The sequence below is a fragment of the Pelosinus sp. sgz500959 genome (assembly GCF_042610375.1).
GTDB lineage: Bacteria > Bacillota > Negativicutes > DSM-13327 > DSM-13327 > CTSoil-075.
The window spans coordinates 97,705-113,417 of the sequence record NZ_JBGJZL010000001.1 but is presented as its reverse complement, the minus strand read 5'-3'; the positions used below and the strand labels follow the sequence as shown (position 1 = coordinate 113,417).

Below are 15,713 nucleotides of genomic sequence, written 5' to 3'. Positions count from 1 at the left end.
ATAATTCATGTAAGTGAGGAATGAACGATGCGTATTTTGTACTGCACTCATACGAGCGAGCACTATGTTGGTTGTGCTGTTTTATCTGATGAGCAGGTTGTTTGTGGTCCGAATTGGCCGACGAGACACTCTGAACATGGTTATACTCATATTCAGACTCCAGCAGGACGATTTGATATAAAGGTAGTCATTGATAGGCTACCTGCTCATCAAAAGCCTGATATGATTGTTGTTTGGGCAGATTCCAGTTGTGTAGCCCAGCCATATAATCTAGGATGTTTTTCAGGACCGAAGGTATTATTGATTGCAGATACACATCATATGGACAGACCGATTGAAAGAGTGATAGCTTATGCTAAGTCTGAACCGTGGGATTTTCTAGTGGCCTTTGATAATCGGCATCATTTGCATTTTTTTCGTGAGGCAGGATGTAAAAATATATTTTGGTTGCCAGGACTCAATGCGTTAGCAAGAGAAATGCCTTTTGCGGTAAAACGTCAGAAAGTGATGACGTTTATTGGTCAGACAGGACGGTTTCATCCACGACGTAAAAATTTTTTGGATGGTTTACAGCAGCAAGGATTTCCCTTGCAGGTGCTGCAAATCCCTGGTATACAAGCGCTACAAGCATATGCACAATCTTTGATTAGTTTAGAATGTACATTAAATAGTAATGTGGGACTTCGAACCTTTGAAGTTTTATCTGCAGGCGGGATGCTACTCGCAGACCGTCCTTCTCCTCATTCTGGCATGGATTTATTATTTGAAGAAGGAAAACACTTATTGTATTACGATTCTTTTCATGATTTAGTTGATAAGAGCAAGTATTTGTTAGATCACCCCCAAGAAGTTTTTCAGATGGCGTTAGCTGGTTATCAAGAAGTCTGGGCAAATCATTCGCCAGAGAAAAAACGCCAGCAATTATTGGATTTGGTGTGGCATGGCATGGTTGAGCCGCGATATGACCTTACTCTTGAGCCGCGAATGAAACGTAATATTTTGGTCAGTGGTCAAAGTTTTCCTAAACGGCTAGATCTTTATCAACAAATTCAGGAACTACATCGAAAGCAAGAAGAAGTTGACATATTGTATCGTAAAGAAGAGGGTTATGATGAATTAATTGAGGATCTCTTAGATTTGCCACGTGTGCATTGCAATTCGATAGATGAAACCAATCTTCAGCAAGTTTGGGATTTTGTGATTATGCCGAGTCAAGAAGTACAAACGATAGAAGGAAATAAAAGTTTACCTTTTTCCTATAAGTATCTTACTAGCTATGATGGATTCGCGACGATTCCTTTAACTGACAAGGTATTGCCGGCTACTAAACATATACTTGTGTATACTGATGATCCTTGTTTTGGCGGAGCGGCGCATTTTGATCATGCATTAACCGTGGGATTGCGCCGGGCTGGTTATCAGGTTAGCATTGTGCAAACCTACAATGAACATTCATGGGTGAAAGAACGGCAGCTCATTGGAATTAAGCATCTGTGGTTAGCTTACGATACGATTAAAGAATTTGGCAAAACCGTACAGCAAACGGATGAACCTCAAAAATATTTTGCAGCAGAAAAACCAGATTTAATTATTTTTAGTGATTGTTGTCCTTTTTCCAATTTTGCTGCAAAACGTGTGGCGATTGAGCTAAAAATACCTTTTATTGAAGTAGAACATGCAACAGTACCTTTTTTAGCAGAACGATTTGCCCTGTTACTTGATGAACGAGAACGGATTTATCGAAAAGCCAATGCTGTGATTGCTGTGAGTCACGCTAGTAAAGAGTGCTTGGAGAGTTTATTTCGTTTGCCATCAGATCAGGGCGAGGTTATTTACCTTGGGCGACCAGCTAAATTTTTTCAGCCTCGCAATATGACGATTCGGAATCGCCTGCGTAATGATTTAGGCATTCCCCAAGAAGGGGTTGTTTGTTTTACAGCAGCACGGCTGGATTCATTAAAAGGGTTTGATTTGCAATTGGCTGCGATACAACGTTTGCATCGGACGAAGGTATGGGACAAACTGTTTTTTGTTTGGGCTGGTTCGGGTGAACGAGAGGAAGAAATAGGAAAGATAGTGACTCAGGCAGGATTAAGGTCAAAAGTACATGTACTAGGAAATCGACAAGATATTACCGACTTACTTGATGCCTCGGATATTTTTGTATTGCCGTCATTTACGGAAGGTTTACCCTTAAGCATTATGGAAGCAATGGCTAAAAAAATGCCGGTCATTGCCAGTGCTGTCGGTGGTATTCCAGAAATTTTACATGATGCGGGAATTGTATTGCCAGACCCGAATTTGAATACGGAAAATACTGTACATGAGCTTGCTAGGATGATCGAATTGTTGGCTTCTGATAGAAAACGCTGTTCGATCATCGGAGAGCAGTGTTATGAGCGCGCTGCTAATTTGTTTACGGAAGAAAAAATGTTAGAAAATTTTATCAGGGTGATAGAAGGAAGACCCTTAACACCACGCATTTCTGTTTTGATGTCTGTTTATAATGGTGAGACTTACTTGCGAGAGACGATTGAGAGTATTTTAGGGCAGACGTTTACGGATTTTGAATTTTTGATTGTTGATGATGGTTCTACGGATAAGAGTTTAGAAATTATACAATCTTATCATGATCCCAGGATTATCTTACTAAAGAATGAACATAATATGGGTTTGATTAAATCCTTAAACCGTGGTCTTGATGTTGCTAGAGGTGAATTTATTGCTCGAATGGATGCAGATGATATTAGTAAGCCTGAACGTTTAGCAAAGCAGCTTACTTATCTGCAAGAACATCCAGATATCGCTGTTTGTGGAACATGGATGGAGACCATTGGTGTGAGCCAAAGTAGGATCATGGGGGAAAATAGTTATCCCTTAGATAGCAAAATCCTAAAATGTTTATTGTTATTCTATAATGCCATTGCGCATCCGACAGTCATGCTCCGTGCCGATGCTTTATCTGGTAGTGTACAACATCGGTATTCATCAGGATATCATCATGGGGAAGATTATAAACTGTGGATTGATCTTGCTGCAGAAAAAAATTTAGCGAATATAAATGAGGTATTGCTGTATTACCGGCTTTCTGAAGAACAGGTTAGTCATCAATATAGTGATGTACAAATTGGAACGGCAGAAAAAGTCTATGTAGAGCAGCTTAACAGATTGAGAATTGAACCTAGCCAGGAACAATTATTAGTGCACAGAGCATTGCATTTAAGTCAATTTCCAGCCGATTTAGGATTTATTGAGGCCGTAGGTAATTGGCTGATTGTATTAAAAAATGCTAATGCAAAACGGTTGTATTATCCAGAACCTGAATTTACTCTTGTATTGATGAGATATTGGCAGGCAGTTTGTCAGGTTCTTATCGCAGAGGAACGTATACAACATCTTTATCAGCAAGTGATGTTTATACTAGACAAACAATCAAAGCAAGAAGAGGTACACACTGCCAAAGAGGAAAGAAAAGAGAAGGATGCACAGCGACTTATTATAGTTGGCGAAGTATCGACGTGGGAAAAACGTTGTCGACTTTTTAAGGAAAATGGTGTGGAAGTAGTCGGTTTTATAGGCGTTGACAATCACTTTACCCCTTGGGGAAAATCTTTGTCTTATGAAATTTTATCTTTGGCACAGGATTGTATAGAGGTTCAATCTGAACGGGAAATGATCAGGGTACCCTATGACTATTTATGTTTTGAACTAAATGAACAAGGGAAAATACAAAAGCTATTCGCAGAAGTTAAAGTGATAGGCGAGGCAATACCCCAGATCCCATTTAGAGATTTTTTTGGTATTGAATCCATGATAAACGCTACTCTTGATAGTGATTACGTCGATGAATTGAAATTTTTGCCAATTCTTAATAATCGAATCCAATTGAATCAATGCAATCTGACCAATGTTAGTTTTGCTTTCCAAGGAAGTAATAATAAAGTCACGATCGGTAAAAATGTAAATTTACAAAATTGTTACTTCCATTTTACAGGTTCTAATAATGAAGTTTTTATTAATGAATCGAATAATTTGTTTTACACCCATTTTAAGTTTTATCACGAATGTGGTGGTTGCAAAGCGATACTAGGAAAATTAGTGACCATTAATGGTGCGGTTTTTGAGTATGCTGATGATGATACTCAGATTATCATTGGTGATGAGTGTTTATTTTCTTCGGGCATAAATTTTATGACTTCCGATACTCATTCCGTGATTGATTTAACTACGCGGGAGAGAGTGAATTTTGGGCGTGATATTATTGTAGGAAATCATGTTTGGGTGTGTAAAAATGTGACTGTACTAAAGGGCGTGGAAATAGGTAAGGACAGTGTGGTAGCCTTAGGGGCTGTTGTTGCTAAATCTGTTCCCAGCAATTGTATTGCTGGAGGTAGTCCTGCCAAAGTCATCAAAGAGCAGATTACGTGGACTGAGGAATTAATTAAGAAACAGCAAAAGATTGACGATCTAGATGATAGCGGAGGTTTGATATGATTGTAGTACAGCTACTTGGTGGACTGGGCAATCAGATGTTTCAATATGCGTGTGGTAGGGCATTGGCTTTACGAACAGGTAAAAAACTATATCTGGATCTACGCCATTACGCGGTCGATACTCAGCGTTCTTATGAACTGGATAAATTAAATATACAAGCAGGATTGATTCATTCCTTCGATGAATTGAAAGAAATTGGTTTTAGGCTGGGGATTCAAGGTATTTCTGTTTGGAAAGAACGACATTTTAATTTTGATCCTGCAGTACTTTCTTTGCGTGAACCTGTAATTTTAGCAGAGGGATATTGGCAAAGTGAACAATACTTTCAGGAGTTTAGTGATACCATTCGCCAAGAATTGACCCCTAGCTGCCAGACGTTATCAAGTGAAACTTTGAGTCTAGGCATGAAAATGAGCCAACAGCCATCCGTTGCCATTCACGTGCGTCGAGGTGATTATCTTGGAAAAGCCGCATATCATGCTGTCTTGGGAATGGAATATTATCAACGTGCCATTCATTACATTGGACAAAAAAATTCAGATGTTAGATTTTATATTTTTTCCGATGATACAGAGTGGTGCAAGGAGCAATTTGCGAGTCTACCTAACTGTGTGATCGTCGAGCATACACGGGGGAAGGGAAGTCAGGAAGATTTATGGCTCATGAGCCGCTGTCGCCATAATATTATTGCCAACAGCACATATAGCTGGTGGGGAGGGTGGCTCAACGAAAGTTTGAATAAAATTGTGATTGCACCAGAGCAGTGGTTTAACGATTTGACTTCAAATATCTCGGATTTGATTCCAAAGCAATGGATTACTTTGCCAGTTGGATATGAAAGAAAAAATCCCAAAGTGTCAATCTGTATTCCTGCTTATCGTCAACCAGCTTTATTGAAAAGGTGTTTAGCATCAATAGATAGGCAAAGTTTTAAGGATTATGAAATCATTATCACAGATGACTCACGGGATGATTGTTTAAAGCCTGTTGTCGATGAATTTTCTTCCATGCTCACCATTAAATATATCAAAAATGAACAGCAATTGGGTTCCCCTGCAAATTGGAATTTTGCGATGGAACATGCCAGTGGAGAATACATTAAAATTCTCCATCATGATGATTGGTTTTATGATGAACAGAGTTTAGGTGCATTTGTGGAGATGCTCGATCAAAATCCTCAAGCAGGGGTGGCTTTTTGTTCATCTCGTCATTATGAACAGGATGTTTATATTTCTAGCCATATACTTCCAACTGAAGAAATTCAATTACTCTATAGAGATCCTAAACGTTTATTTTTGGCTAATATTATTGGTGCGCCAAGTGCAGTTATTTTTAGAAAGTGTGATTTGTTATTTGATGATCAATTAAAATGGTTGGTGGATCTGGATTTTTATATTCAATTGCTGAGTTTAAATCCGAATTTTGTTTATACACAGCAACCATTAATCTGTATTGATGCCATCAATGAAACAAAGATGACAACAATTTGCGAAAATAATAAAACCATTAATTTATTTGAGTATTTTTATCTTTTTGATAAGCTGCAAATTAATCATTTCTCGAAAGTTTATATTGATTTTTTCATTCGCTTGTTTTTACGCTATGATGTTCAGTCATTAGAAGAAATTCGGCAATCTGGTTATCAGGGACATATCAATGAGAAATTTGCTAAAATATTATTTATTAAGGAAATCGTAACAGACTTACGCAGTTAATTTTGTAGAGTATTACATATGGGGGTGTCAAATGTTTAAACGGTTAGATCAGACCTACTCTTATAACCAGCAAATGGTCATGAATGTTTTACAAGATGAACCTAACCCATTAAATCGAATTTCAAAAATAATTCCTGACGGCTCTAAAGTTTTGGATATCGGTGCAGGAGCAGGTTTGCTCGCTCATGTATTACATGCGGAACATAAAAACTTGATTATTGATGGGATTGAGCCTAATCAACGGGCTGCCCAATTAGCTTGGGATTCTAAGCGTTACCGTAAGTTTCATATTGGTTTTGCCCAAGATGTGATTCATGAAATTGCACAGGAAGAGTATGATTTTATTGTATTGGCTGATGTGATTGAACATATCGATGATCCCTTACTGTTTTTAACAGAGCTTTTGAAAGGAATTTCGCTAAAAACTAAAATTATAATCTCTGTACCCAACATTGCATTTGGTGCCATTCGAATTGCATTATTGCATGGAAATTTTGAATATGTTGACTCTGGAATTTTAGAACAAACCCATCTTAGATTCTTTACTTTGCAGACTCTGCAACAACTAATCCACAATTTAGATATGACGATTGAAAAACTGTATTTTTTGCAACGTGACATAAATAAAAGTGAAATCAATATAAAAAAATATAATTTACATCCAGCTTTTATCTCTCAATTGCTTCAAGATCCACTTGCATCCACCTATCAATTTTTAACAATGTTAACAAAGGAAAAAGTAGAAACTGAAACACGATATTTTCAGTAGAATGGTTATGGTTCACATTGAAGTGATAGAGTGAGGAAGTTTGGCAGAAAGAGGAGTTTTGTCCATGACTGAAAAATTTAAAAGCCAAGACACTGGTCAGTTAAAGTCAGCCAGTAAGCAAGTGGTTGATGTGCAAGAAGTCATTTTTATGTTACGAAGGATTGAAAATGATATTGACAAAGAACGTAATCTTGAGCAACTTGCACAGTTAATTATGGGGGAAATCATTGCAGCCAAGGATGTAGCTTATATTATTCATAAAGATATGATCAAGAAAGAAGAATTGTTGCAGAGTGTAGCGACCGCTTGTTATCAGCAGGGTATGACGGAATTGATGACCACTTCGGGTGAGTGAGATGATGGAGGCATGATGAATAAGAATAAGATTTGTTTTATTACCTGTGTTAATGATGAGAGAGTCTATCAAGAATCATTATTGTATATCGATCACTTAATTATTCCTGAAGGAATTGAAGTGCAAAAGATTCAGATTAAACATGCTCCATCCATCACAAAAGGGTACAATAGTGCGATGCATTCTACCGATGCCCAATATAAAGTTTATTTGCATCAAGATGTCTTTATTATTAACAAAAACTTCATTCAAGATGTGATTACAGTATTTCAGAATCATGACAATCTTGGGTTGATGGGGGTAATCGGTTGTAAGAAATTACCTTCCAATGGGATGTGGTGGGAATCCACAGAATTATATGGCACTGCTTATGATACTCACAAGGATCGGATGGAATTACTGCAATTTAATGATGTTCACGGTGATTATGCGCCAGTTCAATGTGTTGATGGACTTATTTTGATCACTCAATATGATATAACTTGGCGAGAAGATCTTTTTACAGGTTGGCATTTTTACGATATATCACAGAGTCTAGAGTTTCTGCGAGCTGGTTATGCAGTAGGCATACCTGAGCAACAGACGCCCTGGTGTATTCATGATAGTGGAGTGCCTAATATAAGTAATGGTTATGAACAATATCGGCAAGTTTTTTTAAATGAGTATTCAAAGGATTTATTTCCTTCTGTGTATGAACTAACTCCTATACCTGATCGAGTACATAAGGAAGAACAAACAGAGCTTTTACGTCAATGGCTTGTTACCGAAGATGATATTACATTAGCAAAAAAATTACTTAGTCGTTCGAAATATATACTCAATCAACATATTTTTGACGCCGAACAAGCAATGTTATCTGGCGACTGGGAAAAAGCAGCCGATCTTGTACAAAAGGCGGGGAAAGATGCACATTATCACCATACAGGCCTATTTTTCTCTCCTGATCTAGAAAATATATTAAAATGTTGTGCAGAAAATTTGAATACCATCTGTAAGCAATCCATTACAAATGGACCTAAGAGGGTAGGAGATAAAAGACATGTTTTGCATGTTTTTAGTGAGGGGTATGAAACCGGCGGTCATACACGGTTAGCAGCACGGTGGATGGAGCAGGACTCTGAGTCTATTCATTCTGTCATTTCATTATGGGCTGGACCGGTGATGCCAAAATGGATTGTAGACATTGCGGAATCGTCAGGAGGATGGTATCTTGATTTAGGGCAAAAAAATTTGACATTGCTTCTCACGGCGAAGGTACTTAGAGAGGTTGCATACTCTTGGGCTGATGTGATTGTGTTACATATTCATCCCTGGGATGTGATTCCAAGTATTGCTTTTGGTGTCGATGGTGGTCCACCTGTTATGTTGCTAAATCATGCTGATCATGTCTTTTGGATTGGTGCATTTATTGCGGATATGGTTGCTGAGATTCGCCCTGCAGGGCAAGATGTAACAATAAAACGTAGAGGAACAGCACGTTCGATGCTACTGTCCATTCCCATGGCGGAGTCTGCTACTCACTATACACGAAAGAGTGCACGAGAAAAACTGGGAATTGGTGAGGATGCCGTCCTATTGTTAAGTATTGCTGCAACTTATAAGTATACACCCTGTGGGAATTATAATTTCTTACAGATGTTGTACGAATTAGTACAAAAACATCCTCATGCTATAGTATTGGTGATTGGACCGCCTGATGAGGACGAGTGGAGACAACTACGTATTCAGACAAATGGTCGAGTATGTGCCATGGGTACACAGTATGATTTGGATGTATTTCATTGTGCAGCGGATCTTTATTTGGATTCATTTTCTATCGGATCTTTGACAGCCTCCTTGGAAGCAGGATTAAAAGGGTTACCAGTCGTCTGCTTTGAGAAGCAAATTGCAAAATTATTGAAAATTGATGATGTATCTTTTGGGCGAGAGCAAGATCTTTTTCCTATGCATCATTTAACCTATGAACAAAAAATTGATGCGTTAATCAAAGATGTTTCCCTCCGAAATAAAGTGGGAAATGAGTTGGCAAAAAAGATTAAATCGGATCATATTGATGGATGGAATGAAGGTTTACAAGATCTTTATTCTTCATTACCAGCAATACATGCCATCTTAACAGAATATGAAAAAATATCTTCTTGGCCCGAGGAGGATATGATATGGAGTTATTTACAGTATAAGACAGGATGGAGTTATTTATATAAGGGAGGACAATCATTATGACAAAAGAAATTGCTTTTCAAATTCTTCAGGATGCTTTTAGTAGTTTACATCGGTCTGGAATGTTAGAACAGGAAATTAAAATTAAGGAAGAGACCGTGATACTTGGCGCGGGATCACCACTCGATTCCATTGCTTTTGTAATGTTCATTACTGATATTGAGGATCGCATCAGTAGTGTAGCCGAGAAAGAAATATATTTAGTTTTGAGTGAAATTCATGAATTTAATATTGATAATCAGTATCTTACTGCTGGTAAATTAGCTGACTATATTGTTTATGCGGCAGGAAAGTAGGAGTCTGAAATGAATCAACTGCCTATAATGGTTATAACGGGAACCAGTAAAGGAATAGGTCGTGGTTTGGCAGAGTATTTTGTTAACCACGGCTATCTGGTAGCAGGATGCAGCAGAGGTTCTACTACTTTTCTAAATGATGCTTATTGTCATGATGAAGTTGATATTGGGGATTCCGCTCAAGTGCGGGCATGGATTCGATCCATAAAAAGAAAATTTGGTCGCATTGATGTATTAATTTGTAACGCAGGGATCGCACCCGCGAACTTGCTTTTAACTATGACTTCTGATGAAGTGCTAGACAATGTATTTCATGCAAATATTAAAGGAACTTTTCAGGTGTGCCGGGAAGTTTCGAAAGTCATGATGATGCAACGCAGTGGACGTATCATTACTCTATCTTCAATGGCGGTAGGGCTTCATGAAGAAGGGACTGCGGCTTATTCTGCCTCGAAAAGTGGAATTGTTGAAATGACGAAAATTCTTGCCAAGGAACTGGCGCCCATGGGTATTACGTGCAATGTCTTAGCTCCATCAATGGTTATGACTGATTTAGTTGAAGTGTTAGGTGAATCCATTATTGCGAGAGCCTTGGAGAAATTAACGATAAAAAGAGTGTTGTCGATTCGTGAAGTTGCCAATGTTGTAGAATTTTTTTCGGCTCCCGAAAGTAGCTGTGTAACAGGACAAGTCGTTCATATGGGATTGGTGGTGTAAAGTCTATGCATACCGATCAATTCACAATGAACCAATGGGAGATTATTAGAATCATTACAGGGGCTCAATGGAAAGAAAATTGTTATCTTGTACAACATATTCCGACAAGGGAAATGCTTTTAATCGATCCAGGTGGTGATGCTGAGGATATTATTAAAACAATAAATCTGCAGAAGGGAATCGTCAAAGGTATTCTTTTGACCCATGCTCATCATGATCATATTGGGGCTGTAAAAGAATTATGTGAGATTTTCTCTGTTGAGTGCTATCTGCATAAAGCAGATGCAAGATTGTTAAGAATGGCACCCGTTTATGCTGCACGATTTACTGGGGCGATGATTGCTGTTCCTGATAAAGTCCATTTATATGAAGATTTGCCAGTCATACCTTTTGCCAACTGTCCAATTTTGGCGATTCCAACACCTGGACATACTCCAGGAAGTGTTTGTTATTTTTTGGGAGATGTTCTCTTCACTGGTGATACGTTGTTATTTGAACATGTTGGGCGTACTGATTTACCAGGAGGAAGCGTACAGGAGATCACACAATCTATTAGCCAACTGCTTGCGATGGACATTGGATCAGTGATTCTTTTTCCAGGACATGGACGACCATGGCCTATAGAAGAAGCTAAGGTTTGGTGGCAGAAAATTCATCTCAGCCCACCTGAATACAATAAGTTCGAAAAGTAAAGTCATGCTCATAATCAAAAAGGAGGCTTTTATGACAGAGGCATATATTGCTGGTATCGAGTACGCATTGCCTTCAAGTTGTATCAGTAATGCTGAATTATCAATGCTACATCCCGAATGGAATATGGATCAAATTGCAGCTAGGACGGGAGTGATAAATCGCCACTGGTGTGCTGATAACGAAACTGCACTAGATATTGCTGAGGTAGCCTGCCATGCTCTATTTTCTCGACTTGATATAGATCCAAAAAAAATCGATGCAGTCCTTTTTTGTACCCAGTCGCCAGACTATCCCATGCCACCCAATGCCTGTTTGTTACAAGAACGACTTGGTTTATCTCGAAATGTAGCAGCCTTTGATTATACATTGGCTTGTTCTGGTTTTGTTTATGGTCTCTTTTTAGCCCAAGCTCTGATCAGATCTCGGGCGGCTAAGTTTGTTTTGTTAATTACGGCAGAGACCTATTCAAAATTAATGAATTCTGATGATCGTGGGACGATAACCCTTTTTGGTGATGGAGCTGCGGCTACTCTTGTAAGAGCAGGCAAAGATGGTTTAGGCCTCTGCCAAATGGGAACTGATGGGGGTGGCGCGAAACATTTTATGGTCTCAGAAGGTGGGGCTAGAAAAACGGCAGAAAACGAAGCACAAGAAAAAGCCATTTCTATGAATGGGGCGGCAGTACTTGATTTTATCAAGAAAGAAGTACCTTCCTTGGTCAGTTCTTTATTAAAAGGCTCTGAACTTACGATGGATGATATTGATTTATTCGTTTTCCATCAAGGGAGTAAAATTACTCTTGATTATTTAAATGCTATGTTACACATACCTAGACATAAACGATATTGCAATCTGAGTGAAAAAGGGAATACGGTTTCATCGTCGATCCCTATTGCTTTGTATGATGCTGAGCAACAAGGTATTTTAAAACCAGGAATGCGTGTTATGGCTGTTGGTTTTGGTGTAGGTCTTTCTTGGGGTGGATGCATTATTAATTGGATATAAAATAGACAGTTGCCAAAGAGTTCATTTTGTTTCAAGGAGGTAAAGAATGGAGGCTATTAAAGAAGTTATATCTCGAATGAGAGAACACGGAAACAAATCTTCCATGTACTGGAAGGGTACGGTCTTTTCTTACTCTGATCTTGTAAGTCTTATCGATGAATGGATTGGTCGTTTCAATCAATTAGGGATCGGTCAAGGGACAATTTGCGCTGTACATGGCGATTATTCTCCTCAAAGTTGTGCGGTTTTCTATGCGCTCATGAAGGAAAAAGCTATTATTGTCCCTTTTACGCGAGAAATTGAAAAAGAAATACCTGTATTTTCTCAGATTGCTGGTGTCCAATGTATGATTAGCTTTGATATGAATGATGATTTTCATTTTAAAGAGTTTTCCAATGTTCAGATACCTTCATTAGTAGAGTCTTTTTTGGAGAGGGAACATCCGGGCCTCATTGTATTTAGCTCCGGTTCAACAGGTGTGCCGAAGGGAATTCTCCAAGATTGTGAGTATGTCATGAAGAAATTTGTCGTTAACCGCCAAGGTTGGCGTACAGTCCTTTTTTTATTAATGGATCATTTTGGCGGATTTAATACATTATTATCAACCTTTGCTTATGGTGGAATGAGTGTGTGTGTCGGTGAGCGTACTCCCGAAGCTGTATGTCGTGCGATCGAAGAATCTTCGGCTGATTTGCTACCTACAACGCCAACCTTCCTCAATTTTCTTCTTGCTTCTGGTGTTTATAAGAATTTTGATTTATCATCCATCAAGTTAATTACCTATGGTACAGAATTAATGTCAGCTGTAACCTTGAAAAAAGTGCGAGAGGCTTTTCCGAATGCTAAGCTTAAGCAAACCTACGGTCTTTCGGAACTAGGGGTCTTACGTTCAAAGTCAGAACATGATGACTCCGTCTGGGTGAAAATTGGTGGTAAAGGTTTTGAAACAAAAATCGTTGATGATATATTATGGGTACGTTCTGAGGCTAATATGGTGGGATATCTCAATGCTCCCAGTCCGATTGATGATGAAGGCTGGATGTGTACTGGTGATCAAGTTGAGGTTAAGGGCGAATACATGCGTTTTTTAGGACGTAAGTCAGAGATTATTAATGTTGGTGGCAAGAAAGTATTTCCTGTCGAGGTGGAAACAGTGCTGCTAGAGGCAGAAAATATCTGCGAGGCTTCGGTGTATGGTGTAGGGCATCCATTATTAGGACAAGTCGTTCATGCTCGTATTTCAATTCATGGGGAAGAAGACCACAGCGTATTAAAGGAGCGCCTGCGTAAGCTCTGTTTGGAAAAATTGGCTAAATATAAAGTTCCCATGCGTTTTCTGATTGTTTCCAAAGATGAACAACATAGCCAACGCTTTAAAAAATTACGCAAGAACGATGAAAGCATAAAGGATTAAGGATATGGAATTAAAAGGTAAACTTACGACGTTGAGACCGTTAAGGATTGAGGATGCTCCCATTACTTTGCAATGGAGACTCAGTGATCGTGCACGACTTCTAAATAAGGGGGCGCAGACTGTAGAACAACAGGAAAATTGGATCGCAGTCCGAGAAAAAGCTGGAGATTTGAATTTTATCATTGAGTACCAGCAATTACCTGTTGGTATGATTGCTCTTCATGATATTAGTACAACTCACCGGAATGCAATCATTGGAAGGTTGTTAATTGGTGAACAGTCTGTTGTCGGCAATGCACCAGTATCCTTTGAGGCTGAAGTCTTATTACTGGATTATGCCTTTGAAACATTAGGATTGCATAAAATTAGTGGTGATATTCGAGAAGATAATAAAGGCATGATCAAATTGCGTTCTTATTTAGGTTATCACCAAGATGGTATTTTGAGAGACTACATTTATGATAATGGTCAATATATCAGTGGTATCATGGTATCAATATTAGAAAATGAATATCGAGAAATCTGCCGTCCTAAACTTATCGAAATGATTAATTTATTATCAAAGTATTCGTCTAAATCATAATGAAATAAACTCACTTAGCAAAAGTTAGATCGTAAGTTTGTTTTACGTTTTTATAAATAGGAGTTTTTAAAATAGATAAAATCATATAGAGTGTGGGTGGAAAGATGTATAGTTATTATTGCCAAGTAACCTCTGCGCTTATTGATATTTCATATAATTGTAATGCAAAATGTCCTTTTTGTTTACGTCAGCATCTGCAAACACCACTTTCGGGCGTGATGACTCCGGATATTTTTGATAAAGTATTGTACGAACTGAGAAAGACACCTTCCATACGAACGATCGTATTAGCAGCCGCAGGAGAACCTTTAATGAACCCTTATTTTGGAGAGTATGTGAGTGCTTTGAAAAAATGGGGTTATAAAATTCATTGTATTACGAATATGGCATTGGCGCATAAATTTATGGATGATCTATTAAAATGTGATAATTTGTTACTTTCCATCGAAGGATGGGATCAAGAAAGTTATGAATTTTATCGCAAAGGATTATCATTTGCAAGTGTGAAACACAATATGGAACGATTAGATCACGAAATTAAATTACTGGAGAGTAAGGGTGTACAGAGGCCGATTCGTGAGGTCAATCTCTTATTGACTAGAAAAACCAATGTAAATTTGTTTGTTAACTGTTGGAGTCATTTAGTCGATAGCATTCGTATCGATGTGTTATTGCCTTTGAAACATTGGAATGAAAAGCGGCAACTATTTGAACGAATTTATGTAGAAGAACTGAAAGACCATTACTTTGAATTTATTGAGGGGCAAAAAAAATTAACCTGTATGCAGCCATTTGATCGGATTAGCATTAGAGCAAATGGTGAGATGGCTCTTTGTTGCACTGATTTTAAGGAAATTTCCCTGGGACGTTTTACAGGTCTAACAAGCTATTATTTCGATGAGCAGTTAGTTAAGGTGCGCAGAGAATTTTTGCAAGGGAGAACGCCAGATATTTGTCAGTTATGCCATTTAAATTTGCAAGTGGATCGTCAGGCTATTTTTTCTCTCATGCCAGAGCTTAATCAGTATATAGATGATAAACGAATTAAAATTGCATTTTAATAGCAGAGGTGGAAATGATGAACATCCTGGAAAATCAAGTTTGGACGGGTGAAGAAATTTATCAGATGGCTGTATCGGCTCATCGGAGTGGTGATTTAAATACGGCAGCCACTTTGTATCAGTTAATGCTAGAAAAATATCCACAGCATGCTGAAATACTGTCTTTATTTGGAGAGTTAGCATTTGATGCCAAAAATTATAAACTAGCGGTTGAATTGTTGCGTCGTGCAATTGCTGCAGCACCAGAGGAGACTATTTATTATCTATCCTTGGCACGAATGTTGACTAAGATAGGAGACTTGAATGGAGCGATCATAGTTTATGAGGAATGTATTGCACGAAAATTGTTAATACAAACCCTTTCTTATGGCGATACTGTTAAATAATTTTA

Annotated in this window: 13 protein-coding genes; all 13 read left to right on the top strand. The window is 38.2% G+C overall.

Features of this window, described 5'->3' with window-relative positions; all coding sequences use genetic code 11:
- Positions 1 to 27 precede the first annotated feature (27 nt).
- Positions 28 to 4,494 carry a glycosyltransferase gene (locus ACAN52_RS00490; protein ID WP_378950578.1) on the top strand — a complete coding sequence of 1,489 codons (4,467 nt, stop codon included), beginning with the start codon at positions 28 to 30 and terminating at the stop codon, positions 4,492 to 4,494.
- Positions 4,491 to 6,209: an alpha-1,2-fucosyltransferase gene (locus ACAN52_RS00485; protein ID WP_378950575.1), complete on the top strand. Its 1,719-nt coding sequence runs from the start codon at positions 4,491 to 4,493 to the stop codon at positions 6,207 to 6,209. Before ACAN52_RS00490 ends, ACAN52_RS00485 begins: the two co-directional genes overlap by 4 nt.
- A gap of 31 nt (positions 6,210 to 6,240) precedes the next feature.
- Positions 6,241 to 6,978: a class I SAM-dependent methyltransferase gene (locus tag ACAN52_RS00480; protein WP_378950572.1), complete on the top strand. Its 738-nt coding sequence runs from the start codon at positions 6,241 to 6,243 to the stop codon at positions 6,976 to 6,978.
- A gap of 64 nt (positions 6,979 to 7,042) precedes the next feature.
- On the top strand, positions 7,043 to 7,333 hold the full coding sequence (locus ACAN52_RS00475; RefSeq protein WP_378950569.1) for a hypothetical protein: 291 nt from the start codon (positions 7,043 to 7,045) through the stop codon (positions 7,331 to 7,333).
- 12 nt (positions 7,334 to 7,345) lie between these two features.
- On the top strand, positions 7,346 to 9,556 hold the full coding sequence (locus tag ACAN52_RS00470) for a glycosyltransferase (RefSeq protein ID WP_378950566.1): 2,211 nt from the start codon (positions 7,346 to 7,348) through the stop codon (positions 9,554 to 9,556).
- Positions 9,553 to 9,849: a hypothetical protein gene (locus tag ACAN52_RS00465; RefSeq protein WP_378950563.1), complete on the top strand. Its 297-nt coding sequence runs from the start codon at positions 9,553 to 9,555 to the stop codon at positions 9,847 to 9,849. Before ACAN52_RS00470 ends, ACAN52_RS00465 begins: the two co-directional genes overlap by 4 nt.
- A gap of 9 nt (positions 9,850 to 9,858) precedes the next feature.
- A complete protein-coding gene (locus ACAN52_RS00460) occupies positions 9,859 to 10,566 on the top strand; it encodes an SDR family NAD(P)-dependent oxidoreductase (protein ID WP_378950561.1) in 708 nt (235 codons plus the stop codon).
- 5 nt (positions 10,567 to 10,571) lie between these two features.
- Positions 10,572 to 11,258 (top strand): MBL fold metallo-hydrolase, encoded by a 687-nt coding sequence (locus ACAN52_RS00455; RefSeq protein ID WP_378950558.1) that lies wholly within the window; start codon positions 10,572 to 10,574, stop codon positions 11,256 to 11,258.
- Positions 11,259 to 11,289: 31 nt separating this feature from the next.
- On the top strand, positions 11,290 to 12,264 hold the full coding sequence (locus tag ACAN52_RS00450; protein WP_378950555.1) for a ketoacyl-ACP synthase III: 975 nt from the start codon (positions 11,290 to 11,292) through the stop codon (positions 12,262 to 12,264).
- Between the two features lie 46 nt (positions 12,265 to 12,310).
- Positions 12,311 to 13,678 (top strand): long-chain fatty acid--CoA ligase, encoded by a 1,368-nt coding sequence (locus tag ACAN52_RS00445; RefSeq protein WP_378950552.1) that lies wholly within the window; start codon positions 12,311 to 12,313, stop codon positions 13,676 to 13,678.
- 4 nt (positions 13,679 to 13,682) lie between these two features.
- Positions 13,683 to 14,261 (top strand): GNAT family N-acetyltransferase, encoded by a 579-nt coding sequence (locus ACAN52_RS00440; protein WP_378950549.1) that lies wholly within the window; start codon positions 13,683 to 13,685, stop codon positions 14,259 to 14,261.
- Between the two features lie 104 nt (positions 14,262 to 14,365).
- A complete protein-coding gene (locus ACAN52_RS00435) occupies positions 14,366 to 15,322 on the top strand; it encodes a radical SAM/SPASM domain-containing protein (protein WP_378950546.1) in 957 nt (318 codons plus the stop codon).
- A gap of 14 nt (positions 15,323 to 15,336) precedes the next feature.
- The gene (locus ACAN52_RS00430) at positions 15,337 to 15,708 is read left to right on the top strand and encodes a tetratricopeptide repeat protein (RefSeq protein ID WP_378950543.1); all 372 of its coding nucleotides are present in this window, start codon (positions 15,337 to 15,339) and stop codon (positions 15,706 to 15,708) included.
- The last annotated feature ends 5 nt before the right edge of the window (positions 15,709 to 15,713 follow it).

What these genes read in the sequence shown, in the direction of transcription:
- ACAN52_RS00490 (WP_378950578.1), top strand. Translation starts at nt 28, where the DNA reads ATGCGTATTTTGTACTGCACTCATACGAGCGAGCACTATGTTGGTTGT.
- ACAN52_RS00485 (WP_378950575.1), top strand. Translation starts at nt 4,491, where the DNA reads ATGATTGTAGTACAGCTACTTGGTGGACTGGGCAATCAGATGTTTCAA.
- ACAN52_RS00480 (WP_378950572.1), top strand. Translation starts at nt 6,241, where the DNA reads ATGTTTAAACGGTTAGATCAGACCTACTCTTATAACCAGCAAATGGTC.
- ACAN52_RS00475 (WP_378950569.1), top strand. Translation starts at nt 7,043, where the DNA reads ATGACTGAAAAATTTAAAAGCCAAGACACTGGTCAGTTAAAGTCAGCC.
- ACAN52_RS00470 (WP_378950566.1), top strand. Translation starts at nt 7,346, where the DNA reads ATGATGAATAAGAATAAGATTTGTTTTATTACCTGTGTTAATGATGAG.
- ACAN52_RS00465 (WP_378950563.1), top strand. Translation starts at nt 9,553, where the DNA reads ATGACAAAAGAAATTGCTTTTCAAATTCTTCAGGATGCTTTTAGTAGT.
- ACAN52_RS00460 (WP_378950561.1), top strand. Translation starts at nt 9,859, where the DNA reads ATGAATCAACTGCCTATAATGGTTATAACGGGAACCAGTAAAGGAATA.
- ACAN52_RS00455 (WP_378950558.1), top strand. Translation starts at nt 10,572, where the DNA reads ATGCATACCGATCAATTCACAATGAACCAATGGGAGATTATTAGAATC.
- ACAN52_RS00450 (WP_378950555.1), top strand. Translation starts at nt 11,290, where the DNA reads ATGACAGAGGCATATATTGCTGGTATCGAGTACGCATTGCCTTCAAGT.
- ACAN52_RS00445 (WP_378950552.1), top strand. Translation starts at nt 12,311, where the DNA reads ATGGAGGCTATTAAAGAAGTTATATCTCGAATGAGAGAACACGGAAAC.
- ACAN52_RS00440 (WP_378950549.1), top strand. Translation starts at nt 13,683, where the DNA reads ATGGAATTAAAAGGTAAACTTACGACGTTGAGACCGTTAAGGATTGAG.
- ACAN52_RS00435 (WP_378950546.1), top strand. Translation starts at nt 14,366, where the DNA reads ATGTATAGTTATTATTGCCAAGTAACCTCTGCGCTTATTGATATTTCA.
- ACAN52_RS00430 (WP_378950543.1), top strand. Translation starts at nt 15,337, where the DNA reads ATGATGAACATCCTGGAAAATCAAGTTTGGACGGGTGAAGAAATTTAT.